We start from the raw sequence: 23,892 nt of genomic DNA on the forward strand, positions 1-23,892 counted from the left end.
CATGTTCCCGCTCAGTGCGCCGTCCAGCCGCCGTCGAGGACCAGCGAGGTGCCGGTGATGAAGGAGGCCGCTGGGCTGCAGAGATAGGCCACCGCCTCGGCGACCTCCTCCGGTTCGATGAGCCGCTTGACCGCCGTGTCCTGGAGCAGCACCTCGGTCAGCACGCGCTCCTCCGGGATTCCGTGCGCCTTCGCCTGGTCGGCGAGCTGCTTCTCCACGAGGGGTGTGCGTACATACGCGGGGTTGACGCAGTTCGACGTGACGCCGTGGGGGGCGCCCTCCAGTGCCGCGGTTTTCGAGAGTCCTTCGAGGCCGTGCTTGGCGGCGACGTACGCGGACTTGAAGGCGGAGGCGCGGAGTCCGTGGACCGATGACACGTTGACGATGCGGCCCCAGCCCTGGCCGTACATATGCGGCAGTGCCCTGCGGATGAGCCGGAACGGCGCCTCGAGCATCACCGTGAGCACGGTGTGGAAGACGTCGGGCGGGAACTCATCCAGGGGCCGTACCAGTTGGAGTCCGGCGTTGTTGACCAGGACATCGGTGCCGTCGGCGGCGAGTTCGGCCGCGTCCAGGGCGGTGAGGTCGAGGACGTACGGCTCGACGCTGCCCGGGAGACCGTCGGCCGCGCCTGCCAGGGCGTCGAGTCCGGCGGCGTCCCGGTCGACCGCTCTCACCTTCGCCCCGGCGGCCGCCAGCCGCAGCACACAGGCACGGCCGATGCCGCCGGCGGCGCCGGTGACGAGGGCGGTGCGTCCGCCGAGGTCGAGCGAGGGGGCGTGGGGGGCCGACAGAGGGCTGGGCTCGGTCATGCGGAAACCCTAGGCTGCGCCCCATCCCCTCCGCATATGGTCACCACCCACACTTCACAGCAGATTAGTGGGGTCGAACCATGTGGGTGCCTCCGACAGCGCCTGCTTGATCCGCAGCAGCGCGAACTCGCTCAGCGCGGGCAGCGCATCCACCGAGAACCAGCCCACCTCCAGCGACTCGTCGTCGTTGACACGTGCCTCGCCGCCGATCGCACGGCAGCGGAACGTGATGTCCATGTACTGGCACCGGTCGCCGTTCGCATAGGTCACCGGAGCCAGCGCCTGCACGAGGACGACCCGCTCGGGGACACACCGCACGGCCGTCTCCTCGTACACCTCGCGCACGGCGCAGGCGGCGGGCTGCTCCCCCGGCTCCGGTATGCCCCCGATCACCGACCACTGCCCGTTGTCGGCCCGGCGCCCCAGCAGGACCCTGCCGTCGTCGTCGAGGACCACGGCGGTGACGCCGGGGAGCCAGAGCAGTTGATGGCCCGCGGAGGCGCGGATGGTCCTGATGAAATCGGGCGTAGCCATGGAGGGACCCTATCGGGCCGATTCCGCGGCCTCAGGGTCTCCGAGACGGGTGTCCTCGACGGTACGGTCACGGCGACCACGCGCCGCCGAGGCCACCGCCCAGCCGAGCCCGCCGACCGCGACGAGCACGAGCAATGCCTCGGGCAGGGTGCCCAGCCGCGTGGCCGGGGTCGTGGAGGAACGCAGCGGCACCTTCTGGACGAGCGAGTCGGCCACGAACATCCCGGTCCGCTGAGTGATCTTTCCGTCCGGCATGATGATCGCACTGACGCCGCTGGTCACCGGGACGGTGACGGTCCGGCTGTGTTCCACCGCGCGCACCCGGGACATGGCGAGCTGCTGGTAGGTCATCTCGCTGCGATCGAAGGTCGCGTTGTTGCTCGGCACGGAGATGAGCTGGGCGCCGTCCGTGACGGTGGAGCGCACCGCCCAGTCGAAGGCGGCCTCGTAGCAGGTGACCAGTCCGACCTTGGCGCCCGCCATGGTGAACACGCCCGGCTTGCGTCCCCGGCTGAAGTCCTGGCGCACCATCGACGTCCAGTTCTTGTTGATGGCGCCGAGCAGCGGGCGCAGCGGGAGGTACTCGCCGAACGGCTGGATCTGCCGCTTGTCGTAGGTGTCGACCGGGCCCTTGGCCGGGTCCCACAGGATCTGCTCGTTGTAGAGCTTGCCGTCCCGCTCGACGACACCGCCCACCGAGATGGGTGCGCCGATCGCCCGGGCGGCGCCGCTGATCACCACGGCGGCATCGGGGTTGGCGAAGGGGTCGATGTCGGAGGAGTTCTCCGGCCACAGCACCAGGTCGGGCCGCGGAACCTTGCCCGCCCTGACCTTCTCGGCCAGTCGCCGGGTCTCGCGCGCGTGGTAGTCGAGAACGGCGCGCCGCTGGGCGTTGAACTCAAGGCCCGAGCGCGGCACGTTGCCCTGGATGACGGCGACGGTCGTGGTGCCGTTCTCGGCCTTGTCGCTGACCAGGGAGCGCGCCGCGACGGCGCCCACCACGGGAACCGCGATGCTCAGCAGGGCCGCGACGGCCGCTCCGCGCCGCAGGACGCCCCCGTTGCGCCGGCCGTCCACGACGACGCGCACGATCTCGTAGAGACCGAAGCCGCACAGCACGACGGCGAAGCCGAGCACCGGGGTGCCGCCCACCGCCGCGAGCGGCAGGAAGACACCGTCCGCCTGACCGAAGGCGATCTTTCCCCAGGGGAAGCCGCCGAAGGGCGCACGCGCGCGTGCCGCCTCGTCCGCGATCCACAGGGCGGCCGCCCACACCGGCCAGGCGGGCAGCCGGGAGACCAGCGTGATGCCCGCACCGACGAGCGCGACGAAGAGGGCCTCCACCGCGACGAGCGCGATCCAGGGGCCGGGACCGACCTCCACGCCGGTCCACACGAGCAGCGGCAGCAGGAAGCCGAGGCCGAACAGATAGCCGAGGCCGAGGCCGGCCTTCCAGGTGCGGCCGCGCAGGGTCCAGCTGAAGAGGGCGAAGGCCGGGACGGCCAGCCACCACAGACTCCGGGGCGGAAAGCTGACGTAGAGCAGCACTCCGGAGAGCGCGGCTGCGACGGCCGGAAGGAGGCGCCGTGCCCGGCGGACACCACGGCGTGCGGGTGCGGCCTGGGGTTCGAGCTGTTCCGGCTCGCCCACGGGAGTTGCGGTGACGGTCACCCGGGGAGTGTACGGCGCGTGACCATGCACCGGACAGCTCGGTCCATTGGGGCCCCGGGGGCTTCCACCCGTGATTCGACCATTTTGTTCCGCCTTCTGCAGCAACGTTCCTGCGCAACTCGTCCACAAACCGGCGCATCACCGTTACGGTGTGCGCGAGCCTGTGACGTGCAGCCGGACACAGCCGGGACGGTGGGGCCCGGCTCAGGGGGGCGGCGGAGTGGGATCCACGGGTACGGAGTCCGCGGCCGGGGCCGCGGATGCGGAAGACGAAAGACGAAACGTTTCGGATGCGACGGGCGTCCTCATGCTCGGCGGGTGCGCGGCCTGGTCGCTGATCACGGCCGCCGCGCACGGCGGGCGGCCGGAGGGCGTCCTGCTCGCTGTGCTGGCGGTCGCCGCCGGGTACTCCTCGGGGCGCATCCTCGGGGCGCTGCTGCCGGTCACCGCACCCGCGGTCGGCGCCCTGTGCGGAGTCGGGTTCGCGGTCGCCGCACCCTACGCGACGCCGGGCCCGCCGTCCCCCGCCCCGCTCGGCTCCACCGGTGCGATCGCCGCGCTGCTGGCGCTCTCCTCGGGTGCGGCGTGCTGTGCGGCGTGGGCGGCCCGGGACCCGGAGCCACGGTTCGCGCTCCGGCTGTCCGTCGTGGGGATCGCGGGAGTCGCGGTGGCGCTGGGCTCGACTGCGGGGCTGACGGCGTCCATCGGCCTGCTGCTGTACTCACTCGCCGCGGACCGGACACACCACCGCGCCGGGGTACTGGCCGCCTGCGCCCTCGTGGTGACGGCGGTGACCGCGGCGACCTGGGCGATGGCCGGGAACATGACGCCCGGCGGCCCCTCGGCCGTTGTCGAGGCCCCGTTCGGCGGGCACCGCGTCCAGTTGTGGCACGACGCGTTCACCCTGGTCCGGGAGCATCCGGTGCTCGGTGCGGGGCCCGGGCGCTTCGGTGAGCTGAGCCCCGTGTCCGCGCAGTCGCTCCTGCCCGACGACAAGCCCCATTCGGCGTCCCTTCAGCAGGCGGCGGAACAGGGGCTGATCGGGCTGGCACTGCTCGCGGGGGTCTACTGCTGGTTCCTCCACGCCCTGTGGCGCGCCCGGCGACCCACGCCGATCGCCCTCACGGCGGGGGCGGCCCTGACGGCGCTGGCCGTGATCGCGTCGACCGGTGACGCGCTCAGCTTCACCACGGTGACGGCGGGCGCGGGCCTGCTGGCCGGGATCGCTACGGCACGCCCGCTGTGGGACGGCGAGGGTGCCGCACGGCCGGACGGGAAGAGCGGATCGCCGCAGTGACCATCACCGTGACATGACGGCGTCGCGAGAGGCCGTATAAATAAGGAGTAAGAGGAGGAGAGCTGATGCCGGTCAGTGCGTGGCGCCCGGCAGGCTCGGGTGCAGCCGGGCCCGGATGACCCGCACGGCGGACTCGGCGTTGTCCACGGTGATCGTGAAGGTGTGCCCGTCCCACAGGCGCAGGACGACACCCTCTCCACGCCGTACGATCACGGCCGTCCCCTTCTCGGGGCGCCAGCGGTAGCCCCAGCCGCCCCACTGGCGTGGCGTGACCCGGGGGGCGAATTCCGCTCCGGCGACGAGCGAGAGCGGGATGCGGCGACGCGGCAGACCGATGTGCCCGCAGCGCACCTCAAGGCACTCCTTGTCGACCTTGACCGCGACATGCACGAACGCGAGCGTGCCGAAGAGGACCAGCAGACCAGCCGCGATACAGCCCACGACGGACATGACCAGGGGGACGATGCCGGCCGACCACGCGGAGTCGACGGCGAGCTCGATACCGAGCGCCATACAGGCGGCACCGACGAGCGCCGCGAGCCACTGGGCGCGGTTCGTCGCGCGTCCGGTCCAGATCTCGGGCTGCGGAGCCCTGTCACGGTCGAGGTGCTCCCTCATGCCCTTGAGGGTACCCATGTTTCGGAGCGCGGGCATGGTGTTGCGCAGCGTCACCTACGCGGGGTACGGCCCAATGACACGGCCGGAGTCGAGGCCGGTCCTCAGCCGGTCGTGCTGACCGACTGCAGGAGCTTGCCCTCGTCGTACGACAGCGCCGCAGCCGGCAGCACACCCTCGCGTCCGCTGAGCAGCACCGTCACACCGGCGCTCGCGGAGGCCCCCGGAGCCACGTCCGCACCGATGCGGCGCAGTGCCTGCGCGGCGACGGCGCCGGCGGAACCGTGCAGAACGAGCGGCGGCCGACCGGGCTGCTGCACGGCGGCGCGGATCCGTTCGGCGACCAGTTCGTAGTGGGTACAGCCCAGGACCAGAGTGGTCACCTCGGCCGGTGTGCGGGCCGCAGCCGCGGCGACGGCCGCGTCGATCGCCGCGTCGTCCGCCTTCTCCACGGCGTCCGCGAGCCCGGGGCACGGGACCTCGGCGACGTCCACGCTGTCCGCGAACTCCCGGATCAGACCGCGCTGGTAGGGGCTGCCGGTGGTGGCGGGCGTGGCCCAGATGGCGACCGGTCCGCCGCCCGCCGCGGCCGGCTTGATCGCCGGGACGGTGCCGATGACCGGCAGACCGGGTTCGAGGAAGGCGCGCAGGGCGGGCAGGGCGTGCACGGTCGCGGTGTTGCAGCCGACGATCAGGGCGTCGGGCCGCTGCGCGGCGGCGGCCTCGGCGACGGCCAGGGCCCGCTGGGTGACGCCCTCGGGAGTGCGCGGCCCCCAGGGCATCCCGTCGGGGTCCAGTGAGAGCACGAGATCTGCGTCAGGCCGCAGACGCCGCACCGCCGCAGCGGCCGGCAGAAGTCCGATTCCGGAGTCCATCAGCGCGATCTTCACCCCGCAACCATAGACGATGAGCCCTGAAGCACCTCCTTGTGGGGCAGACTGCGGCAGGTGACTGCCCTTGTGTGGATCGCTGTCGTGTCGCTGGCCTCATGGCTGTGGCTGCTGGTCGGTCAGGGCTTCTTCTGGCGTACGGATCTGCGGCTGCCGCCCCGCCGGGAACCGGAGTCGTGGCCGTCCGTCTGTGTCGTCGTACCGGCGCGGGACGAGGCCGCGGTCCTCCCCCACAGCCTTCCGTCGTTGCTCGCGCAGGACTACCCCGGACAGGCCGAGGTCTTCCTCGTCGACGACGGCAGCTCGGACGGCACCGGAGAGCTCGCCCGGGCGCTGGCCGAGCGGTACGGCGGGCTGCCGCTCACAGTCGACTCCCCCGGTGAGCCCCCCGCGGGCTGGACGGGCAAGCTGTGGGCCGTACGGCACGGAATCTCTCTCGCACGCGCGCGTACCCCCGAATACCTGCTCCTGACGGACGCCGACATCGCGCATGCGCCCGACAGCCTCCGGGAGTTGGTGGCGGCGGCGCGCACCGGCGGTTTCGATCTGGTGTCGCAGATGGCCAGGCTCCGGGTGGACAGCGTCTGGGAGCGGCTCGTCGTGCCCGCCTTCGTGTACTTCTTCGCGCAGCTCTACCCCTTCCGGTGGATCGCGACGAGGGGGTCGCGGACGGCGGCCGCCGCGGGCGGCTGTGTGCTGCTGCGTACGGACGCGGCCGAGCGGGCGCGGATCCCCGACGCCATCCGGCAGGCGGTGATCGACGACGTGGCGCTCGCGCGGGCGGTCAAGGACGGCGGTGGCCATGTCTGGCTGGGACTGGCCGACCGGGTCGACAGCGTGCGTCCCTATCCGCGGCTGCACGACCTGTGGCGGATGGTCTCGCGCAGTGCGTACGCGCAGTTGCGGCACAGTCCGCTGCTGCTCCTCGGCACGGTGCTCGGTCTCACCCTCGTCTACCTGGTGCCGTCCCTGACGATCGTCGCGGGACTCGTCAGCGGGAACACGACCGCGATGGTGGTCGGCGGGCTCGCGAAGCTGGTGATGACGGGGACGTACATCCCGATGCTGCGGTACTACCGGCAGCCGTTGTGGCTCTCGGTGCTGCTGCCGGTCACCGCCTTTCTGTATCTCCTGATGACGGTCGATTCGGCGGTGCAGCACTATCGCGGGCGCGGAGCGGCCTGGAAGGGCCGCACCTATGCCCGCCCCGACCCGGCCCTGGACGAGCAGTGAGCGGACCGCTCCCCCGGGTGGGCGGAGCGGTCACTTTCTGCCGGGGGTCCACTTCATGCCCCACCCGTAGGCGCGGTCGATCGTGCGCTGGTGGCTCACCCCCCGCTCGGGGACCAGGTAGCGGGCCTCGCGCTGGACGACCAGGTCGCCGCCGGTGTTCGTGATGAGGGCGAGGGCGCACACGGTCGAGGGCACCGTGCACTCGTCGAGGGAGAACTCGATGGGCGCGCCGTGCTCCGGCCGGAGCGTGACCGTGGCGTGCAGGTCGGCGAAGGAGCGGGCGCCCTCGTAGATGGTGACGAAGATGAGAATGCGCCGGAGGCTCTGCTTGTGGTCGAGGTTGACGGTGAGGTTCTCGCCGGTCTCCACGGCCCCGGTGCGGTCGTCGCCGTCGAGGTGGATGTACGGCGGCCGGTGCAGCGCCCCGAAGGCGTTGCCGAGGGCCTGGACGACCCCCTTGCTGCCGTCGGACAGCTCGTAGAGGGCGCACAGGTCGAGGTCGAGGTCCGGGTTCGAGGTCGCCGCCCGGCCGCGCCTACCGCCCCAGCGCGAGAACTGTTCACGTGTCTGCCAGTTGAGGTTCACCCGCAGCTCGCCGGAGGTGCCGCCCTGCTTGGTCAGCGAGACCGAAGGGGCCTGTTTGGTGAGCGTGACCTTGGTGAGGCGGACCGGGGTGGACGGGACCGACGGCGGGCTCTGGGGCGGGAGCGGCGCCCCGCACGTGCCCGTGGGGGCCGGGGCGGCCGGCGGCGGGGGAAGCGGGGCCGGGGCGGTGACCGGCGGCATGGGGGGCGCAGGCGTGGCGGGGGCGGGCCCGGCGGGCGGCTGGGCGTGCTGCGGCTCGTCCACCGTGATCCCGTAGTCCGTGGCCAGACCCTCGAGTCCGCTGCTGTAGCCCTGTCCGACGGCGCGGAACTTCCAGGCCCCCTGACGGCGGTAGAACTCCCCGAGCACGAACGCGGTCTCCACGGTCGCGGTGGGGTCGAAGCGTGCCAGCTCCGTGCCCTGCCCGGCGTCGAGCACTCGGATGTAGAGCCCGGGCACCTGCCCGAACGTTCCGCCGTCGGCGGAGGCGGCGAGCACCACCGTCTCGACCGCGGGCTCCACGCGCGCGAGGTCGACGAGGAGCGTGTCGGTCACCTGGCCGCCCAGGTCCCGCTTGCCCTCGTGCCGTACGGCTCCGGAGGAGTGGGCCGGCTGGTTGTAGAAGACGAAGTCACCGTCCGTGCGGACCTTGCCGGAGACCAGCAGCAGCGCCGAGGCGTCCGCGTCGGGGACACCCGGTCCGGAACGCCAGCCCAATTCGACCCGCAGGGCCGTTGCCGGCACCTGGAGGTTGGATCCTTTCGACATCGGCATGTCCGCCCCCATCACCTGTCGCACGGCCGGGAAGGGTTCCGGGCGGTCCGTGCATCCGTTCCGGCCAACCTATTCTCCCGGGCCCCGAAGTCCCATCAACGGCACCGAAGAGCGGTGGTCAACCGCCGGTAACCTGCTGGGAACTCGGCCTTTACGCGATCCAAACCCCGATTGCTGCCCTTTTTTGACAAGTTCGCTCGCATTGGGGATCCCGCGTCACCCCGGGCACGGAAAACAACCCTCTTATCGGTCTCCCCAACCAGCACATCGTGGGCTTAACTTATGTGCCATGACCTCCCCCCGCTCCACCTATGGCGGCGGTTACTACTCCGCGTCGCCCTTCCCGGACACTCCGATCTACGACAGGCTCGTCGCCGAGCGGGGCACCCCGCAGATCGCTCCGATCCGGGTCCCCTCCGCGTACGAGACGCCGGGCAGCAACCTGCCCGCGCTGCCGTCGGCGCTCCCCGCGCTGCCGGCCGGGCCGTCCCACGCCCCGGCCTACGGCTACCCCCAGGTTCCGCAGCCCGCGCCCCTGCAGCAGGCCCCCACCGCGTACATCCCGCAGCAGGCGGGCCCGCGCGGCTACCCGGGTCCCCAGCAGATGCAGCAGCCCCGCCCGATGGCCGCTCCCACCGGCTACGAGGCGATGCGCCCCGCGGCGCCGCGTCCCGCCCCGGCTCCGTACCAGGATCCGTACAACAACGGACAGCAGTACCGCGGGTACTGATCCATTTCGTGACGTGAGGCCATCAGTGCGCAATGGCACGATGGCCTCATGCCGACACCAGCGCTGCACTCGATTCACGTCCACCCGGTCAAGGCACTGCGGGCCCAGCAGCTCAACGAGGCCGTGGTGGAGCCATGGGGGCTGTCCGGGGACCGGCGCTGGGCCCTCATCGACGAGACGGGCAAGGTCGTCACCCAGCGCGAGCAGCCACGCCTCGCGCTGGTCACCGCCGAGCCCGTGTCCGACGGCGGCATCCGGTTGTCCGCCTCCGACCGGGAGCCGCTGAGCGTGCCCGTGCCCGAACCGGCCGGCACGACCACTGCGAAGTGGGCGGGAGAGAAGATCGAGACGGTTGCGGCCGGCTCCGGGGCAAGCGCCTGGTTCAGCGCGTACCTCGGCGAGCGGGTGACCCTCGTCCACCTCGACGATCCCGCGCACCGCCGCCCCATCGACCCGCCCTTCGGGCGCCCGGGCGAGACCGTCAGCCTGGCCGACGGCTTTCCGCTGCTGGTCACCACGCTCGCCTCCCTGGACGCCCTCAACTCCTTGATCGCGCAGGGCGATCACCCCGACGAGGGCCCGCTGCCCATGAACCGGTTCCGGCCGAACGTCGTCGTGTCCGGCACGGCGCCCTGGGCCGAGGACGACTGGGAGCGGATCGCGATCGGCGAGGTCGGGTTCCGGGTCGCCAAGGGATGCGGGCGCTGCGTCGTGACGACCACCGACCAGGCAACGGCCGGACGCGGCAAGGAGCCCCTGCGCACGCTCGGCCGCCATCGGCGCATCGGCGGCCGCTTGATCTTCGGCCAGAATCTGGTGCCGCTGACGCGCGGCACGATCCGCGTCGGCGACCCGGTCGAGATCCTCGGCTGAGCCGCGCCGCGATCGTCTGCCTCCCCCTCCCCTTCTCCCTTCCCCTCTCCTCCCCCGGATCGCGACGCGGCTGGCGGACCGGGGACCTCCGTCTCGCCGGGCCGAGCGAGGCCGGCATTCGCCCCGTACGCGGGAACCCAGGCAGCGAACGCGGTCGTTGAGTGTGCGTGAGAAGTTCATGAGGGGCTCATGAGACGGAGGAGAGGTGTTTCGGCTCTCTCTTCACCGATTCCGCACACGGACGGGCGGATACGGGGATTATGACGGAGGCGGAAGAGGGTGGGTGATGATGCGAGCACTCGTCGGCCTGTGGCGCTGGCGGCGCAATCCGCTGCGCCGTACGACCGATCTGGTCGAGGCCTGGCTGGCGCTGGCCGCCATGGTCCTGGTCCTCCTCGCCGCACCGGTGGCGGGCGCCGTGATCGGCACGATCGCCCAGAGCTCCCTGCAGCGTGCCGTGCAGGACCAGCAGCGCACCCATCACCAGGTGGCGGCCACCGTCGTCAGACGGCTCAACCACGCTCCGGTGGAGCCGGATCCGGAATCCCCCGCTTCACGGAAGAGACAGAGCCAGGTACTCGCCGACTGGACCGCCCCCGACGGCACCGCGCGGCACGGCACGGTACTGACCGCCCTCGGCTCCCCGCACCGGGGCGACCAGTTCGTCGTCTGGACCGACGACCGTGGCCGAATAGTGGCGCGTCCGCTGGACGGTGAGACCGCGACGACACACGCGGTACTGGCCGGAATCGGTGCGGCCGTGATGGCCGCGGGGCTGATAGAGACCGGCCGGCGCGTGATCGTCTGGCGCATGCTCCAGCGCCGCTACGCCCGCTGGGACCAGGCATGGGACAAGGCAGGCCCGGACTGGGGCCGTACCGGGACGGGCAGTTGACGGCCTGCGGACTCCGGTCATCCAGCGGCGTCCGCGCACGCTACGGTGGACCGACCGGGCTGTTCGGCTGTCCGGCTTCTTCGCGAGAACCCGCGTGAGCAGAGGTGGGGGCACAGCAGCGCCATGGCACAGGGCACGGTCCAGGTGACGCACACCGGCACATCGCGGTGGCGGCGCCGCACAGGTGAGTACGCATCGCTCGCCGCCGCCCTGGAGGCCGCGGGCGACGGAGACGTCCTCACCGTGGCCCCCGGCACCTACCGGGAGAATCTCGTCGTGCAGCGGGCGGTGACACTGCGCGGACCCGAGGGCTCCCCCGGCTCCGTGCGGATCGCGCCGGTGGACGGCGTGCCGCTGACCGTGCGGGCCTCCGCCGTGGTCCAGGACCTGCATGTCGAGGGCCAGGACGCGGCCGCGCCCGCGGTGCTCGTGGAGTCGGGCACCCCGGAGCTGGTCGATCTGCGGATCATGACGCGATCCGCGGCCGGGATCGAGGTCCGCGGCGGCGCGCGCCCCACGGTCCGCCGGTGCACGGTCGACAACCCGGCCGGCATCGGCATCGCCGTCGTGGACGGCGGTGGCGGGGTGTTCGAGGAGTGCGAGGTCGTGGCGGCAGGCCAGTCCGGCGTCGCGGTCCGCGGCGGCGCCCACCCCCGGCTGGAGCGCTGCCGGGTGCACCACACCTCGGGCGCCGGCCTGTCGGCGACCGGTGAGAACTCGGCGCTGGAAGCGGTGGGTTGCGAGGTGTACGAGGTCCGGGGCTCCGGGGTGCAGGTCACGGGGCGGGGCACCGCGCATCTGACGGACTGCGATGTGCACCGGACGACCGCGGACGGCATCACCCTGGACACCGACGCGGTGCTGACCCTCGCCGACTGCCGCATCCACGACATCCCGGAGAACGCGGTCGACCTGCGTTCCCGTTCGGTGCTCACGCTCACCCGGACAACGGTGCGGCAGTTCGGGCGCAACGGCCTGTCGGTGTGGGACCCGGGCACCCGCGTGGACGCCAACCAGTGCGAGATCTTCGACAGCACCGGCGACTATCCGGCGGTGTGGGTCAGCGACGGGGCCACCGTGGTCCTCGAGGCGTGCCGGGTGCACGACGTGCCCGACGCCCTGTTCGTCCTCGATCGCGGTTCGCGCGCGGACGTCGTGGACAGCGACCTCACCCAGGTGCGCAACACCGCGGTGTCGGTGAGCGACGGGGCCACGGCGCAGCTGGACGACTGCCGGATCCGGGACGCGGCGACGGGCGCCTGGTTCCGGGACCACGGCAGCGGCGGCACGCTGTCGGGCTGCACGGTCGACGGCACCCAGACGGGCGTGATCGTCACCAAGGGCGCCGACCCCACCATCGAGCGCTGCACGGTGACGTCACCGTCGGAGGCCGGCTTCTACGTCTCCGCGGGCGGCCGGGGCAGCTTCCTGAACTGCCGGGTCACGGACAGCGGCGGCTACGGCTTCCATGTGATCGACGGCTGCCGGGCGACACTGCGGAAGTGCCGCACGGAGCGCTGCAGCCGAGGGGGCTACGAGTTCGCGGACGGCGGCCCGGGCGCGCCCGGTGGCGGCGCCGCGATCGTCGAGGACTGCACGAGCGACGAGAGCGCCGGACTGCGGCCGGTGGTGGCCCATGAGGCCGCCGTCCAGCCGTCGACCCAGTCGGGCGGTCTGCTCGGCGCGATCCCCGGCCAGCGCACCACCGAGCAGGAGCCCCTCGCCGCCGCCCCGGAGCCGCAGGAGCCGGCGCGTACGTCGACGGCCGTGCTCGGGGAACTCGACGCGCTGGTCGGCCTGGAGAGCGTCAAGCGCGAGGTGCGCGCGCTCACCGACATGATCGAGGTGGGGCGCCGTCGGCAGCAGGCGGGCCTCAAGGCGGCCTCCGTGCGACGGCATCTGGTGTTCACGGGCTCCCCCGGCACCGGCAAGACGACGGTCGCGCGGCTCTACGGCGAGATCCTGGCGTCGCTCGGTGTGCTCGAGAAGGGGCATCTCGTCGAGGTGTCCCGGGTCGACCTGGTCGGCGAGCACATCGGCTCCACCGCCATCCGCACCCAGGAAGCCTTCGACCGGGCGCGCGGCGGAGTGCTGTTCATCGACGAGGCGTACGCGCTGTCCCCGGAGGACTCCGGGCGCGACTTCGGCCGTGAGGCGATCGACACGCTGGTGAAGCTGATGGAGGACCACCGGGAGGCGGTCGTGGTGATCGTCGCGGGCTACACCGCCGAGATGGAGCGGTTCCTGTCCGTCAACCCCGGTGTGGCCTCCCGCTTCTCGCGCACCATCACCTTCGGTGACTACGGGCCCGAGGAGCTGCTGCGGATCGTGGAGCAGCAGGCGGAGGACCACGAGTACCGGCTGAGCCCGGGAACCGCCGAGGCGCTGCTCAAGTACTTCACGGAGATCCCCAAGGGCGCGACGTTCGGCAACGGGCGTACCGCACGCCAGACCTTCGAGGCGATGGTGGAGCGGCATGCGGGCCGCGTCGCCCAGCTGGCGGAGCCGAGTACGGAGGACCTGACTCTGCTCTACCCGGAGGACCTGCCCGAACTGCCCTGAGCCGCACCCCCGGAGCCTTTGTCGCCCGACCCGGGCGGCGTGCCCGAGGGACGCGGTCCGGGGAGTCCGGGCCGAAGTCGTGCCAGCAACCGGGCGCGCTCCTCGGCGAACGCCGGGTCCGCCTGGTAGTCCCCGTGCCCGAGGATCGGCGCGGGCAGCGGATGACGGGGCGTACGACCGTAGGCGAGCGGGTCCCGCAGCGGTGCCCGGTCCACCTGTGGGCCGCAGTCGCCGGGCAGCCGGATCGGCCCGCCGATCGGGTCGGTCGGACGGTGGAGGTTGCGCCAGCAGTCGACCTCGCGGTGCAGGGAAGTGAGCGCGGCCGGGCCGAAGTACGCCGGGAACCAGCGCCCGTAGAGCCGTTCAAGGGGTGAGCCGTAGGTCAGCAGGCCCACCCGTCGGCGCACGGAGGGCGCCAGCTGCCAGGCTGCGGCGGCCGCGAGCACGCTTCCCTGGGAGTGGCCGGACAGCACGATCCGTCCGCCGCTCTGGCGCGTCCAGGTGGCCATGCGCCAGGTCAGGTCGGGTACGGAACGTTCGGCGTAGCAGGGCGGGGCGAAGGGGTTGGCGGCACGCGGCCAGAAGGTGCCGACGTCCCACAGGATGCCGATGGTGCGGCGCGCGGAGGCGTCCTTGTAGGCGCGGCGGCCCCAGGTGACGAAGACGAGGAAGCCGACACCGATCAGCCAGGAGCCGAGCGTCTGCACGGTCTCGGCCACGCCCCGGACGACGGGCTGTGCGGCCTGTGCGGCACCGGTCGGCGTGTCGTCGGTGGCGACGGCCCCCACCAGGGCGGCCGCCCCGAGCAGCAGGGTCGTGGCGGATGTGACGCCGACGACGAGCGGGGCCCGGTCGGTGAGGGTGGCCATCGCGCGGGTGCCCGCGATACGCGCGGTACGGGCCGTGTCCGTGGGCTCGCCCGGGTGTTCGCGCTCGACCTCGACCGCCTCGGCGCGCCGCAGCAGCCAGGTGCGCCTGGCCAACCGGGCGGCCAGGACCAGCAGGATGAGCAGCAGCGGCGGGATGGTGGACGCCTGCCAGGTGAGCAGGACCGGCGGGCCGGCCAGCGAGTGGCCCGTGCCGTCCAGCCAGTCGGCGACCCGTTGGGCCACGCCACCGGACATCACCCCGCCGAGCGCACAGGCGAGCAGTGCGACGGCAGGTCCGGCCTGTCCGCGCAGTGCGCTGCGCGGCTCGGGGTGGGCGCGGTACAGGACGTGCGCGAAGACAGCGAGCGCGAGGACGAGCAACCCCTGCGCCAGGGTCAGCGCACTGAACGTCCAGGCACCCGGCAGCCGCCCCTCGGACCGTCGGCCGGGACGCGACCAGCCCGCGTAGATCACGGCCGCGACGACGAGTGCGAGCGCGCCTGCGGGCAGCAGACGCACCACCGTGCGGTCGAGCTGCCGGTCGAGCAGGTTCTCGGTGCGTCCCCTTCGGCACACCACCGCCACCACCAGCACCGCGACCGCCAGGAGCGCGGCCTCCAGCACCAGACCGATCACGTGCAGCGTGGTCGCGCCGTGGCGGTGGTCGTCGTGCACGGCGGAGCCGGTGAGGGCTGCGGCGACCGTGAGGAAGCCGGCGGCGGTGTGGGCGGCGCGCAGCCGGGCCACGAGGCGGCGCCCGTACCAGAACCCGGGACGGCCGAGCGCGGGGCGGTGCGCTTCCTCCTCGGGCTCCGGCGGCCGGGGGATCGGCTCCTGGGACTCGTAGGCGCACCAGGTGCGGTGGGAGAGATACCAGAGCAGGCCGGTGAGGGCGGTGGGCACCACGCCGGCCACGGCCAGGCGCCGGCCGGGTGGGCTCCACCAGCCTGCGCCGGAGCCCGCCGGGGAGAGAAATCCGAGCCAGGCGTGGCGCCGGGCACAGGCGTGGGTGCCCGCGCACTGCCAGGCCGCGAGGTCCATGGCCACCTCGCAGGCGGCGGCGACCAGCAGCACGGTGAGGGTGAGCCCGATGAGCCGCACGATCAGTCCGTAGAGACGGACGGTCTGCCGGCGGCCCGCCGTCGGGGGCCGCATCCAATGGGCGAGGTTGGCCACCATGAACGGCAGCAGCAACAGCCACAGGGCGCGCGCGGCGTTCCCCGAGGTCAGGTTGCACCAGACGTACGCCTCGGGCACCGGGCGACCGTGCCGGTCCGCCGGGTGCCGCTCCGCGTCGGCGTCGTCGGCGCGCCGGTACACGGCCGCCGTGTCGTCACCGGTGATCCGGACCGTGCGGGGATCGCCGAGCATCTCCTCGGGTGTGGTGCCGCCGACGCCGTGGACCAGGAGCTCCAGGGCCGTCGCGGCTTCCGCGGACGCCTGCCCGGCGGCGCCGTGGTCTCTGTCGTGTCTCGGTGCACGCTCCACTGTTTCGCACTTCCCCCGTGCCGCGTACGGTGTGTCGTCGCAGGCAAAGGATCGCCTCCGGCGCGCCAGTGCACACTCGTTGTCACGGAATCTCCCCGATATGTGTGACGACGCGGGACGGCGGACAGGAAGATCCCGGGCTGCGGTCGGTGGCGCCGCGTGAGACGACCCGTGCGAGGATGAGACCTCCTCGGTGCTGGTGACGGGACAATGACCTCGTGGATGCCGGTGCGAACAGCCTGCGAGAATTTCGGGTGAATTCGGGACGAAGGGGGATAAAGGGGAATGGAGCCGACGTGAGTGAGAATCAGAACCTCCTCGCGGAGCAGCGCCGTGCCCTGATCCTCGACGAGGTACGACGACGCGGCGGCGTCCGCGTGAACGAACTGACACGCAAGCTCGGCGTCTCCGACATGACGGTCCGTCGCGACCTCGACGCGCTGGCCCGCCAGGGCGTCCTGGAGAAGGTGCACGGCGGCGCCGTCCCGGTGGTGGAGGCGAGCACGCACGAGCCGGGGTTCGAGGCCAAGTCGGGCCTGGAGCTGACGGCCAAGGAGGACATCGCGCGCGCGGCGGCCGAGCTGGTCACGCCCGGCACGGCGATCGCCCTCTCCGGAGGCACGACGACCTACGCGCTGGCGCATCACCTGGTCGACGTACCGGAGTTGACGGTCGTCACCAACTCGGTGCGGGTTGCGGACGTCTTCCACTCGGCGCAGCGCACCTCGGGTCCGCGCCAGGGTGCCGCCACGGTCGTGCTGACCGGCGGGGTGCGCACCCCGTCCGACTCGCTGGTGGGGCCGGTGGCCGATCAGGCGATCGTCTCCCTCCACTTCGATGTGCTGTTCCTCGGGGTGCACGGCATATCGGTGGAGGCGGGTCTGTCGACGCCGAACCTCGCGGAGGCCGAGACCAACCGGCGGCTCGTGCAGTCGGCACGGCGTGTCGTGGTGGTCGCCGACCACACCAAGTGGGGCACGGTGGGCCTGAGTTCGTTCGCCGCGCTGGAGCAGGTCGACACGCTCGTGACCGATGCGGGGCTGCCGCCCGAGGCGCGCGCGGAGATCTCCGAGCATCTGCGGCTGATGGTGGCAGGCGAGACCGAGGACGCTGCAGACATCTGACGGCCCGCCAGCTAGGGTGACGCCGGCCCGGCGCCAACCGCGTGCGTCCGGGGCACCGTTGTCCCCGAGGAGGTCGTCGTCCATGGCACGCCGTCTGCGCCCGGTGGAGCTCGACTTCACACGGACCGCCCCCGTGCGGCTCATGTTCGTCCGGGAAGTCGCGGTACCCCCGGAGCGGGTCTTCCGGGCTCTCGCGGAGGACGTCTCCGGCTGGAGCGAGTGGTTCGCCGCGGTGACCCTCGCCCGCCCGCTCGACGGGGGTGCCGGGCGCGAGGTCCGCCTCGTCGGCGGCACCCGCTTCCGGGAGACGGTCGTCGCGGCCGTACCCCACGAGGTGTACGCGTACCGGGTCGACGAGACGAACGCGCCGGGGCTCCGCGCGCTCCTGGAGGAGTGGCGGCTGACGCCGGCGGGCTCGGGCACCCGTGTGCAGTGGACCTTCGCCGCCGGCGGGCCGGGGGTTCTGCTGTTTGCACTGAGACGGGCACGCGGGGGCCTCGGGCGCGCGTTCCGGGGCGCGGTGACGGCCCTGGAGGCGCGACTCGCGGCCGAGGGCGCGGGGCCCGGATCAGCCCGCCCACACCCCGGTCGCCAGCAGTGAGGTGATCGCCGACGAGTACGGCGCGATGTCGAGGCGCTGCTCGGCGAGCCACGCGTCCGAGTAGTACTTGTCGAGGTAGCGGTCGCCCGGGTCGCACAGCAGGGACACCACGCTGCCCGTGCGCCCCACCGCCACCATCTCGGCGACGATCTTCAGCGCGCTCCACAGCCCGGTGCCGGTCGACCCGCCGGCCCGGCGGCCGATGGCGCCCTCCAGGGCCCTTACCGCGGCGACGGCGGCGGCGTCCGGGACCTTCATCATCCGGTCGATGGCTCCGGGTACGAAGCTGGGTTCCATCCGGGGCCGGCCGATGCCCTCGATCCGCGAGCCGCTCTCACAGGTGACGTCCGGATCGCCCGTGGTCCACCCCGCGAAGAAGCACGAGTTCTCCGGGTCGGCGACGCAGATGCGGGTGTCGTAGCCCATGTAGTGCACATACCGCGCGATGGTCGCCGAGGTGCCGCCGGTGCCGGCCGTGGCGACGATCCACGCGGGCTCCGGGAACCGCTCCAACTCCAGCTGGCGGAAGACGGATTCGGCGATGTTGTTGTTGCCGCGCCAGTCGGTGGCCCGTTCGGCGTAGGTGAACTGGTCCATGTAGTGGCCGCCGGTCTCCGCCGCGAGGGCGGCCGAGGCCTCGTACATCTTCCGGGGGTCGTCCACGAAGTGGCACCGGCCGCCGTGGAACTCGATGAGCCGGCACTTCTCGGCGCTCGTCGTGCGGGGCATGACCGCGATGAAGGGCACGCCGATGAGCCCCGCGAAGTACGCCTCGGAGACGGCCGTCGAACCGCTGGACGCCTCGATCACCGGGCGGCCCGGACGGATCCAGCCGTTGCACAGTCCGTACAGGAACAGCGAGCGGGCGAGGCGGTGCTTGAGGCTTCCGGTGGGGTGGGTCGACTCGTCCTTGAGATACAGGTCGATGCCCCAGCGCTCGGGCAGCGGGAAGCGCAGCAGATGAGTGTCGGCCGAGCGGCCCGCCTCGGCCTGCACCTTGCGGACGGCCTCTTTGAGCCACGCGCGGTACTCGGCGTCGCTGCGGTCGACGTCCAGCGTCTCGCCGGGGCGGTTGATCTGGGGGATGCTCACGGCGGGGCTCCTTACCGGGATGTGCCGAGGCCGGTTTCACACGCTCGGACGCCCCGCATCATAAACACCTTTCACAGGGGTTCCCACCTGCATAAACGCTTCTTTGGGCGGCTCAAAGGCGTCCCTTGCGCAGCGGCGGAAAACGGTGGGGGCGCATCCACGCGAGTGCGCCGGTTGCCCGGCGCGCCCTCACCGTGTGCACTGGTGCCAGGCGCCGGGTGCGGGCAGACTGCACGGCGAGGAACGCCGGTCGGTGCAGCCTGGCGTCACCGGGGCACCGGCCTGCGCGGAATCGGTTACTCGATCACGACCGGACTCGACCAGCGCCACCGGATCGCGCGCCACGCGGATCCGGACGGGATCCGGTACGGGCACAGGCGGACGCGTGAGGGGGCGGGGCATCATGGCGGACCCGGAGTTCACGGCCACGGGTGTGCGGATCGGGAAGAGACTGCGGTCGCTCACTCGGGCCGGAGAGGTCCGGATCAGTGACGGCCGGCTGCGGCTGCTGACCAGCTACGGCAGCGAGATCGACAGCGCGCCGGTGCAGGCGGTGCGGGCGTCCAGGCCGTGGTTCGCGCCGGAGGGCCGGGCGTCGGCGGACCTCAACGGCACACGCTACTCGCTGACGCTCGGCGACCGCGACCCCGCTCCGGGGCAGCCGGGGCCGCCGTCGGCGCGGCGGTTCATCGAGGCGGTGCGCCGGGCGTCCGGGCGGGGCGGCTGAGCGGAGCGCGAGTTGCGGTAGGTCACCCCTTGGGTCACGCTGGTCTCACATCACTCTGGGTTTACCGGCGATCACGCTGAAGAACCAGCCCGCCGGTAGAACAGCGGGCGGCCCCCGTACGAAGCCGTACCGCAGCAAGCGGCCGGAGTAGTCCGCCGCACAGCAGGCGGCAGGTACACCCAGCCCTCCTGCTGGATCCGATCTCCGTCTTCTTCCGGACCTCAATTCGGGGAGTCGCAGCCGTGATCAGCCAGCCAAGCAGGCACTGCACGGTGGAGCTCCAAGCCCTGCCGTCGCGGATCGGCCAGGTCCGCAGAATCGTATCGGCGCAGTTGCGCTACTGGCACCTCGATCTTTTGATAGACCGGGCGTCCCTGGGTGTGACGGAACTGTTGACCAACGTCCACCTGCACGCACAGCCCGACAAGACGTGCACCGTGGAGATGGAACTGCTGCTCGACCGGCTCACCGTCTCGGTGCACGACCACGATCCGCGCCTGCCGGAACTGCGCGCGCCGGATCCCACCGCCACCAGCGGACGCGGCCTGGCGATGGTCGCCGCGCTGGCCGACAGCTGGGGTGTACGGCCGAACGGCGACTCGGGCAAGGTCGTCTGGTTCGTGCTGCCCGCGCCGTCACCGGCGCCGGTCGCCCCGGTCCCCGCCCTCACGCCGCACGAGAAGGCCCTGGAGGCACCGACCCACGCGCTCGCGGTCGACGAGCGCCGGACACGACACGCTCCCGCCCGGTCCGCCGTTGCCGGCTGACCGGGCGGTGACACCTGTCCCGTCGCGCAGGCCGCCGTTTCCGGCGGCCGGGGCACGGCCTGCGGCCGCACCGCTCACGCGGCGCCCTGCTTGCTCACGCGCCCGAACTGCTCGTCCAGGACGGACAGTCGACGCCAGTACTCGTCCTCGTCGATCTCGCCGGAGGCGAAACGGCGGCCGAGCACCGCGATCGGCGAGTCACCCGTCGGTCGGCTGTCCACTCCGCGCCACGGGGCACCGCGGCCGCGCCAGGCGGTGCGGCGGAGGACGGTCACGGCGCCGAACACGACGGCCGCCCAGACCAGCGGGAAGAACAGGATCCAGGGGCCGGGCCCGCCGTAGCCATGAGCCAGGGTCTCCATCTCGGTCATCTCCTCGGTGAGTTCTCGGTGATGCCCCAAGACTCGCTCCAGGAAGGGTTCGAGGTCGTCGTACGGCCGGCGGCAGTGCGCGTACCCCGTCAGGAGTACGGGGTGGTCGGCGGCTGCTCCTTCGGTTCCCTCGATTTCTGTACCTACTGGTATGTATAGTGTCGCCGTGAACACCCAGGAGCGACTGATCGAGTCCACTCGCGAACTGCTGTGGGACCGCGGCTACGTGGGCACCAGTCCCAAGGCGATTCTGGAGCGCTCCGGCACCGGCCAGGGCAGCATGTACCACCACTTCAAGGGCAAGCCGGACCTGGCGCTGGCCGCGATCCGTCGTACCGCCGAGGAGATGCGCGCCACGGCGCAGGCCGTGCTCTCCGGCCCCGGAACGCCGTACGAACGCATCGAGGCGTATCTGCGGCGCGAGCGCGACGTGCTGCGCGGCTGCCCCGTGGGCCGTCTGACGATGGATCCGGACGTGATCGCCAGCGACGCTCTGCGGGCCCCCGTCGACGAGACGATCGACTGGCTGCGCGAGCAGCTCGCCCAGCTCGTCGAAGAGGGCAAGGAGCAGGGGCAGTTCGCTCGGTCCCTGGACGCGGAGGAGATCGCCGCGACCGTCCTCGCGACCGTCCAGGGCGGCTATGTGCTGGCCCGCGCCTCGGGTTCGCCGGCCGCCTTCGACACGGCGGTCCGGGGTCTGCTGACCCTTCTCCGCCCGGCCTCCTGAAAGAGGCTCGACGTCCGCGCCCACACCGTCTCAGGAGGCATCCGATGCACGCCATGCAGTACGAGCTGACGCTGCCCGCCGACTACGACATGGACATCATCCGCGGCCGTGTGTCCCGCGTCGGCCACCTGCTGGACGACTGGGACGGCCTCGGCTTCAAGACGTACCTGATACGGGAACGCGGAGTGCACGGCTCGCCCGTCAACCAGTACGCGCCGTTCTACCTCTGGAACACCGTCGACGGCATGAACACCTTCCTGTGGACGGGCCCCTTCCAAGGGCTCGCCGACGACTTCGGGCGACCGGTGGTCCGCCAGTGGACGGGGCTGGCGTACGAGGAGGGAGCCGCCGCGGGTTCGCCCGCCGTGGTCGCCGTGCGCAGTCGCGAGCGGGTGCCGGACGGTGCGGAGCTGTCCGAGACCATGGCGGACGTGGTTCGCGAGACCGGGCGGTTGGCCGCGGCGGACGGCGCGGTGCTCGCGGCGGCGGCCGTCGACACCCACGGCTGGGAGGTGGTCCGCTTCTCGCTCTGGGACCACGAGGCGCCCAAGGCGCCGGGCGAGGTGTTCCAGGTGCTGCGCATGTCGGCACCGGGGAGGGAGCGGCTGCCGCGCGGACGCCAGTGGTGAGGAGCCACGGACTGGCGGCTGCCGGATGCCGTACGGGCCGGGGACCGGGCCACGTTCCCGGCCCCCGCTCCCGCTCCTAGACCTCGGCCAGGGCCGCCGGCGGGTCGTCGAGCACCGGCTGCCATGCCAGTTCGGCCGCTCCCACCAGGCTGTTGTGGTCGAGCGTGCACGCGAGGATGGGGACGCCGCCGCTGCGGCCCCACAGGCTGCGGTCGGCGACGACGGCGCGCAGCCGCTCGGGGTCGGCGTCGAACAGGGTGCGGTGCAGTCCGCCGAGGATGATCCGGTCCGGGTTGAGGATGTTGACCAGCCCGGCGAGGCCGAGGCCCAGCCGGTCGATCAGGACCTCGACGGCGACGCGCACGGCGGGGTCGGCGGGAAAGCCGTCCCGGATCAGGTCGTTGGCCTGCTGGAGCTGTGACACCTCGGGGCCCGCGTCACGGCCCGCCGCCGTCAGGAAGGCCAGCGGGTCCGCCTCCACGTCCAGACAGCCGCGGCTGCCGCAGTGGCAGGGGCGGCCCTCGGGGTTGACGGTGAGGTGTCCCACCTCCAGCGCGAGCCCCGAACTTCCGGTGTGCAGCCGCCCGTCGAGCACCAGCGCACCGCCTACACCCCGGTGACCGGTGGCGACACACAGCAGGTCCCGGGAGCCGCGTCCCGCGCCGTGCCGGTGTTCGGCGAGCGCGGCGAGGTTGATGTCGTTCGCGGCGAAGGCCGGTCCGGTGATGCCCGCGGCGCGCACCTGTTCGGCGAAGATCTCCCGCACGGGCGCGCCCGCCGGCCAGGCCAGATGCAGCGGGTTGAGCGCGAGACCCTCGGGTTCGGCGACCGCGGACGGCACGGCGAGCCCCGCGCCCACACAGCGCCGGCCGGTCTCGCGCAGCAGCCGGGCACCCTCCTCGACCACCGAGCCGAGCACCTTCGCCGGGTCGGCGTCGACGGTCTCGCAGCCGGGCGCGGTCGCGACGATCCGGCCGCCCAGCCCGACGAGCGCGGCCCGGAAGCCGTCCGCGTGCACCTGGGCGGCGAGCGCAACAGGCCCGTCCTCGGCGACCTCGAGCCGGTGCGAGGGCCGGCCCTGCGCACCGGCGGCGGCGCCCGGATGCGCGTCGACCCGGATCAGCCCCAGGGCCTCCAGCTCGGCGGCCACGGCTCCGGCGGTGGCCCGGGTGACGCCCAGTTCGGCGGTGAGCACGGCACGCGTCGGCGCACGTCCGGTGTGCACCAACTCCAGCGCGGGGCCGAGCGCACCGCGGCCCCGGTCCAGCCGCGTCCGTGTGTTCGCTTCCCCTGCCGTCCGGGGGGCCTCCTTGCCAGTCATGAGGGCGAGTCTCCCATGATCCGCTCCGGGTCCTGCCGGAAGCCGCCGACCCTCAGCGTGATGTTCAGCCGGCCCGTCAGCCCGAGCGAGGGCGGCGCCGTACCGGGACACACCCGCGGCACGCCGTGGTAGGCGAGCCGCGCGGGACCGCCGAAGACGAACAGATCCCCGCTGCGCAGCTCCACATCCGTGTAGGGGCGCGCCCTGTTCTCGGTGTTGCCGAAGCGGAAGACACATGTGTCGCCGAGGCTCAGGGACACCACGGGGGCGGCGGACCTCTCGTCGCTGTCGCGGTGCATGCCCATGCGGGCGTCCGCGTCGTAGTAGTTGATCAGGGCGATGTCGTACGGCTCCGGCGGGACGGCTTCCGGGCCGAGGGCGGTCGCGACCGCCTCGCGGGCCAGCGTCGCGAGCCAGTCCGGGAGGGGTTTGACGGGGGCGCCGTCGCCGTCGACGGCCGTTCCGGCGTAGCCGTAGGGGTACCAGTGCAGACCGAGGCACACCTGGCGGGCGGTCATGGTGCCGCCGCCGGGAGTGCGCACGGTCCGCAGTCCCGCGGGCGGCCGGGCCCACTCCCGGCAGGCGCCGAGCAACCACCGCTGCCGGTCCGCGTCCAGCCAGTCGGGCACGTGGGCGGCGCCGGGTGCGATCCGCACACGGCTGCGCGGGAACAGCTCGGCCTCCATGGCCCCATCATCACGTATC

Annotated in this window: 23 protein-coding genes; 12 read left to right on the top strand and 11 right to left on the bottom strand. The window is 72.4% G+C overall.

The features are described from left to right. Positions 1–11: 11 nt before the first annotated feature. Genes ACFYX0_RS04345 through lnt form a run of 3 tightly spaced genes read right to left on the bottom strand, consistent with a single transcriptional unit; the run spans position 12 to position 3,017 of the window. The gene (locus tag ACFYX0_RS04345; RefSeq protein ID WP_388966145.1) at positions 12–812 is read right to left on the bottom strand and encodes a 3-hydroxybutyrate dehydrogenase; all 801 of its coding nucleotides are present in this window, start codon (positions 810–812) and stop codon (positions 12–14) included. Positions 813–866: 54 nt separating this feature from the next. After that, on the bottom strand, positions 867–1,346 hold the full coding sequence (locus ACFYX0_RS04350; RefSeq protein WP_311700207.1) for an NUDIX domain-containing protein: 480 nt from the start codon (positions 1,344–1,346) through the stop codon (positions 867–869). 9 nt (positions 1,347–1,355) lie between these two features. Further along, positions 1,356–3,017, bottom strand: coding sequence for an apolipoprotein N-acyltransferase (gene lnt, locus ACFYX0_RS04355; RefSeq protein ID WP_311700206.1), 1,662 nt, complete (start codon positions 3,015–3,017; stop codon positions 1,356–1,358). Between the two features lie 307 nt (positions 3,018–3,324). On the opposite strand from lnt, the gene ACFYX0_RS04360 reads away from it, so the two are divergent. Beyond that, positions 3,325–4,314 (top strand): O-antigen ligase family protein, encoded by a 990-nt coding sequence (locus ACFYX0_RS04360; protein ID WP_388966148.1) that lies wholly within the window; start codon positions 3,325–3,327, stop codon positions 4,312–4,314. A gap of 72 nt (positions 4,315–4,386) precedes the next feature. Here the strand turns inward: ACFYX0_RS04360 and ACFYX0_RS04365 are convergent, their stop codons facing one another. Both ACFYX0_RS04365 and ACFYX0_RS04370 read right to left on the bottom strand, forming a co-directional pair. Continuing rightward, on the bottom strand, positions 4,387–4,932 hold the full coding sequence (locus ACFYX0_RS04365; RefSeq protein WP_311700204.1) for a hypothetical protein: 546 nt from the start codon (positions 4,930–4,932) through the stop codon (positions 4,387–4,389). A gap of 101 nt (positions 4,933–5,033) precedes the next feature. After that, positions 5,034–5,819, bottom strand: coding sequence for an aspartate/glutamate racemase family protein (locus tag ACFYX0_RS04370; RefSeq protein ID WP_311700203.1), 786 nt, complete (start codon positions 5,817–5,819; stop codon positions 5,034–5,036). A 57-nt stretch (positions 5,820–5,876) separates the two neighbouring features. On the opposite strand from ACFYX0_RS04370, the gene ACFYX0_RS04375 reads away from it, so the two are divergent. Then, the gene (locus ACFYX0_RS04375; RefSeq protein WP_388966151.1) at positions 5,877–7,052 is read left to right on the top strand and encodes a glycosyltransferase; all 1,176 of its coding nucleotides are present in this window, start codon (positions 5,877–5,879) and stop codon (positions 7,050–7,052) included. 30 nt (positions 7,053–7,082) lie between these two features. On the opposite strand, the gene ACFYX0_RS04380 is transcribed toward ACFYX0_RS04375, so the two are convergent. Continuing rightward, entirely contained in the window at positions 7,083–8,405 is a 1,323-nt protein-coding gene (locus tag ACFYX0_RS04380) for a TerD family protein (RefSeq protein WP_388966154.1), read from the bottom strand. Between the two features lie 295 nt (positions 8,406–8,700). Here ACFYX0_RS04380 and ACFYX0_RS04385 point away from each other — a divergent pair, with 295 nt between their 5' ends. From ACFYX0_RS04385 to ACFYX0_RS04400, 4 genes are all read left to right on the top strand, one after another. Beyond that, positions 8,701–9,141 carry a DUF6643 family protein gene (locus tag ACFYX0_RS04385; protein ID WP_311700200.1) on the top strand — a complete coding sequence of 147 codons (441 nt, stop codon included), beginning with the start codon at positions 8,701–8,703 and terminating at the stop codon, positions 9,139–9,141. Between the two features lie 48 nt (positions 9,142–9,189). Continuing rightward, entirely contained in the window at positions 9,190–10,014 is an 825-nt protein-coding gene (locus ACFYX0_RS04390; protein WP_311700199.1) for an MOSC N-terminal beta barrel domain-containing protein, read from the top strand. A gap of 289 nt (positions 10,015–10,303) precedes the next feature. Next, the gene (locus tag ACFYX0_RS04395; RefSeq protein ID WP_311700226.1) at positions 10,304–10,909 is read left to right on the top strand and encodes a hypothetical protein; all 606 of its coding nucleotides are present in this window, start codon (positions 10,304–10,306) and stop codon (positions 10,907–10,909) included. Between the two features lie 123 nt (positions 10,910–11,032). Further along, positions 11,033–13,471: a right-handed parallel beta-helix repeat-containing protein gene (locus tag ACFYX0_RS04400; protein WP_311700198.1), complete on the top strand. Its 2,439-nt coding sequence runs from the start codon at positions 11,033–11,035 to the stop codon at positions 13,469–13,471. Here ACFYX0_RS04400 and ACFYX0_RS04405 read toward each other — a convergent pair. Then, positions 13,441–15,828, bottom strand: coding sequence for a hypothetical protein (locus tag ACFYX0_RS04405; RefSeq protein WP_388966158.1), 2,388 nt, complete (start codon positions 15,826–15,828; stop codon positions 13,441–13,443). The two genes, ACFYX0_RS04400 and ACFYX0_RS04405, sit on opposite strands and share 31 nt — an antisense overlap. A 296-nt stretch (positions 15,829–16,124) precedes the next feature. Here ACFYX0_RS04405 and ACFYX0_RS04410 point away from each other — a divergent pair, with 296 nt between their 5' ends. Together ACFYX0_RS04410 and ACFYX0_RS04415 are read left to right on the top strand one after the other, a co-directional pair. Next, complete coding sequence (locus ACFYX0_RS04410) at positions 16,125–16,952, top strand: DeoR/GlpR family DNA-binding transcription regulator (RefSeq protein WP_388966160.1); 828 nt, start codon at positions 16,125–16,127, stop codon at positions 16,950–16,952. An 82-nt stretch (positions 16,953–17,034) separates the two neighbouring features. Further along, positions 17,035–17,553 (top strand): SRPBCC family protein, encoded by a 519-nt coding sequence (locus ACFYX0_RS04415; RefSeq protein ID WP_388966163.1) that lies wholly within the window; start codon positions 17,035–17,037, stop codon positions 17,551–17,553. On the opposite strand, the gene ACFYX0_RS04420 is transcribed toward ACFYX0_RS04415, so the two are convergent. Beyond that, a complete protein-coding gene (locus ACFYX0_RS04420) occupies positions 17,521–18,645 on the bottom strand; it encodes a PLP-dependent cysteine synthase family protein (RefSeq protein WP_388966166.1) in 1,125 nt (374 codons plus the stop codon). The genes ACFYX0_RS04415 and ACFYX0_RS04420 overlap by 33 nt on opposite strands. A 403-nt stretch (positions 18,646–19,048) precedes the next feature. Between ACFYX0_RS04420 and ACFYX0_RS04425 the strand changes: the two genes are divergently transcribed. Both ACFYX0_RS04425 and ACFYX0_RS04430 read left to right on the top strand, forming a co-directional pair. Next, the gene (locus tag ACFYX0_RS04425) at positions 19,049–19,372 is read left to right on the top strand and encodes a hypothetical protein (protein ID WP_311700194.1); all 324 of its coding nucleotides are present in this window, start codon (positions 19,049–19,051) and stop codon (positions 19,370–19,372) included. 242 nt (positions 19,373–19,614) lie between these two features. Then, the gene (locus ACFYX0_RS04430) at positions 19,615–20,139 is read left to right on the top strand and encodes an ATP-binding protein (protein WP_388966169.1); all 525 of its coding nucleotides are present in this window, start codon (positions 19,615–19,617) and stop codon (positions 20,137–20,139) included. Between the two features lie 74 nt (positions 20,140–20,213). On the opposite strand, the gene ACFYX0_RS04435 is transcribed toward ACFYX0_RS04430, so the two are convergent. After that, the gene (locus ACFYX0_RS04435; protein WP_388966505.1) at positions 20,214–20,501 is read right to left on the bottom strand and encodes an SHOCT domain-containing protein; all 288 of its coding nucleotides are present in this window, start codon (positions 20,499–20,501) and stop codon (positions 20,214–20,216) included. A 160-nt stretch (positions 20,502–20,661) separates the two neighbouring features. On the opposite strand from ACFYX0_RS04435, the gene ACFYX0_RS04440 reads away from it, so the two are divergent. Then, entirely contained in the window at positions 20,662–21,237 is a 576-nt protein-coding gene (locus tag ACFYX0_RS04440) for a TetR/AcrR family transcriptional regulator (protein ID WP_355905539.1), read from the top strand. A gap of 44 nt (positions 21,238–21,281) precedes the next feature. After that, the gene (locus tag ACFYX0_RS04445; protein ID WP_388966171.1) at positions 21,282–21,866 is read left to right on the top strand and encodes a DUF4865 family protein; all 585 of its coding nucleotides are present in this window, start codon (positions 21,282–21,284) and stop codon (positions 21,864–21,866) included. Positions 21,867–21,942: 76 nt separating this feature from the next. On the opposite strand, the gene ACFYX0_RS04450 is transcribed toward ACFYX0_RS04445, so the two are convergent. Together ACFYX0_RS04450 and ACFYX0_RS04455 are read right to left on the bottom strand one after the other, a co-directional pair. Continuing rightward, entirely contained in the window at positions 21,943–23,187 is a 1,245-nt protein-coding gene (locus tag ACFYX0_RS04450; RefSeq protein WP_388966174.1) for an ROK family protein, read from the bottom strand. Then, positions 23,184–23,873: an alpha-ketoglutarate-dependent dioxygenase AlkB family protein gene (locus tag ACFYX0_RS04455; protein WP_388966177.1), complete on the bottom strand. Its 690-nt coding sequence runs from the start codon at positions 23,871–23,873 to the stop codon at positions 23,184–23,186. Before ACFYX0_RS04455 ends, ACFYX0_RS04450 begins: the two co-directional genes overlap by 4 nt. Positions 23,874–23,892: the final 19 nt, after the last annotated feature.

The sequence above is a fragment of the Streptomyces sp. NPDC002573 genome, assembly GCF_042889625.1.
Taxonomy (GTDB): domain Bacteria; phylum Actinomycetota; class Actinomycetes; order Streptomycetales; family Streptomycetaceae; genus Streptomyces; species Streptomyces gibsoniae.